The sequence below is a fragment of the Pseudomonas sp. 2VD genome (assembly GCF_005503585.1).
In the GTDB taxonomy this organism is placed as follows: domain Bacteria; phylum Pseudomonadota; class Gammaproteobacteria; order Pseudomonadales; family Pseudomonadaceae; genus Pseudomonas; species Pseudomonas aeruginosa.
Genome location: NZ_SCND01000569.1, coordinates 1 through 2344, shown reverse-complemented (window position 1 = coordinate 2344; position 2344 = coordinate 1). Strand labels below are relative to the sequence as shown.

The window sequence follows — 2344 nt, the reverse complement described above, 5'->3', positions numbered from 1 at the left end:
TATTGGCGGCCTGTGCCGAGGCGGCCCAGGGCGAGGTGGTCAGCGCGGTCAATTTCAACGCGCCGGGGCAGGTAGTGATCGCCGGTGCCGCGGCTGCCGTGGAGCGTGCCATCGAGGCGTGCAAGGCGCGCGGCGCCAAGCGCGCGGTGGCGCTGCCGGTCAGCGTGCCGTCGCATTGCGAACTGATGCGTCCGGCCGCCGAGCAGTTCGCCGCCTCGGTCGAAAGCTTGCAGTGGCAGGCGCCGAAGATTGCGCTGGTGCAGAACGTCAGCGCCGCCGTGCCGGCTGATCTCGATACGCTGCGCCGCGACCTGCTGGCACAGCTGTACAGCCCGGTTCGCTGGGTGGAGAGCATCCAGCTGCTGGCGGAAAAGGGCGTCACCGAGCTGGTCGAGTGCGGGCCGGGCAAGGTCCTGGCAGGCCTCAACAGGCGCTGTGCGAAGGGCATCAATACCCATGGCCTGGATGGTGTCGAGGCGTTCGCCGCCACGCGCGCCGCCCTGGCCTGAGAGAGAGAAAGGAGAGAATCCCATGAGTCTGCAAGGTAAGGTCGCATTGGTAACCGGCGCCAGCCGTGGCATCGGCCAGGCGATTGCGCTGGAACTGGGGCGCCTGGGTGCCGTGGTCATCGGCACCGCGACCAGCGCGTCCGGCGCCGAGAAGATCGCCGAAACCCTCAAGGCCAATGGCGTCGAGGGTGCGGGCCTGGTCCTGGACGTTTCCAGCGACGAATCCGTAGCCGCGACCCTGGAGCACATCCAGCAGCATCTCGGCCAACCGCTGATCGTGGTCAATAACGCCGGCATCACCCGCGATAATCTGCTGGTGCGCATGAAAGACGACGAGTGGTTCGATGTGGTCAACACCAACCTGAACAGTCTCTACCGTCTGTCGAAAGCCGTTCTGCGCGGTATGACCAAGGCCCGCTGGGGGCGCATCATCAACATCGGTTCCGTGGTCGGCGCCATGGGCAATGCCGGGCAAACCAACTATGCCGCGGCGAAGGCCGGCCTGGAGGGCTTCACCCGTGCGCTGGCCCGGGAAGTCGGTTCGCGTGCCATTACCGTGAATGCGGTGGCGCCGGGCTTCATCGACACCGACATGACCCGCGAGCTGCCGGAAGCCCAGCGCGAAGCGCTGCTGGGCCAGATTCCGCTGGGTCGCCTGGGGCAGGCGGAAGAGATCGCCAAGGTGGTCGGCTTCCTCGCTTCGGACGGCGCAGCCTATGTGACCGGGGCCACCGTGCCGGTCAATGGTGGGATGTACATGAGCTGAATGTGACGTTACCTTTCTCGGGTCTGTCATAAGCGCTGTCTAGAATTCGTTGCGGAATTGCAGCCGGGTTATTAGATAGAATTATCGAAGTGGCCGTGGGAAGGTGAGGCGTTCAGCTTGAAAAGCAGAAAACCCTTTCTATACACTTACCCGCAGCCCAGCTGCTCGGATTTTCCATAGGAGTGAAAACAAGGTATGAGCACCATCGAAGAACGCGTTAAGAAGATCGTCGCTGAACAACTCGGCGTGAAGGAAGAAGAAGTCACCAACAGCGCTTCCTTCGTCGAAGACCTGGGCGCCGACTCCCTTGACACCGTCGAGCTGGTGATGGCTCTGGAAGAGGAATTCGAGACCGAAATCCCTGACGAGAAAGCTGAAAAGATCACCACCGTTCAGGAAGCCATCGACTACATCGTTGCTCACCAGCAATAAGTAGTCGTCGGATTTTCCGACGTGGAAAAGCCGCACAGCCTGTAAGGGCGTGCGGCTTTTCTTTAGCGCCTTACCTACTCTGGTAGTCTGTCGGCGCAACCCCGTGAAATGAGAAAGAGGAAGTCGTAGTGTCGCGTAGACGCGTCGTCATTACTGGCATGGGCATGCTGTCGCCGCTGGGCCTGGATGTCCCGAGCAGTTGGGAAGGTATTCTCGCCGGTCGCAGCGGGATCGCCCCGATCGAGCATATGGACCTGTCCGCCTATTCCACCCGCTTCGGTGGTTCGGTCAAGGGTTTCAATGTCGAGGAATACCTGTCCGCCAAGGAAGCCCGCAAGCTCGACCTGTTCATCCAGTACGGTCTCGCCGCCAGCTTCCAGGCCGTTCGCGATTCCGGCCTGGAGGTCACCGACGCCAATCGTGAGCGTATCGGCGTATCCATGGGTTCCGGTATCGGCGGCCTGACCAATATCGAGAACAACTGCCGATCCCTGTTCGAGCAGGGGCCGCGGCGCATCTCGCCGTTCTTCGTGCCCGGTTCGATCATCAATATGGTTTCCGGCTTCCTGTCGATCCACCTGGGTCTGCAGGGGCCCAACTACGCCCTCACCACCGCCTGCACCACCGGTACCCACAG

At 62.0% G+C, this 2344-nt stretch carries 4 protein-coding genes; all 4 read left to right on the top strand.

Translation table 11 applies throughout. The features are described from left to right. A partial coding sequence (locus tag FFS27_RS31780) for an ACP S-malonyltransferase (RefSeq protein WP_137952505.1) occupies window positions 1-509 on the top strand: 509 nt, incomplete at its 5' end. A 22-nt stretch (window positions 510-531) separates the two neighbouring features. Continuing rightward, window positions 532-1275 carry a 3-oxoacyl-ACP reductase FabG gene (fabG, locus tag FFS27_RS31775; protein ID WP_003091137.1) on the top strand — a complete coding sequence of 248 codons (744 nt, stop codon included), beginning with the start codon at window positions 532-534 and terminating at the stop codon, window positions 1273-1275. Between the two features lie 195 nt (window positions 1276-1470). Beyond that, complete coding sequence (acpP, locus tag FFS27_RS31770; protein WP_003091135.1) at window positions 1471-1707, top strand: acyl carrier protein; 237 nt, start codon at window positions 1471-1473, stop codon at window positions 1705-1707. 128 nt (window positions 1708-1835) lie between these two features. Beyond that, a partial coding sequence (locus tag FFS27_RS31765; RefSeq protein WP_272483179.1) for a beta-ketoacyl synthase N-terminal-like domain-containing protein occupies window positions 1836-2344 on the top strand: 509 nt, incomplete at its 3' end.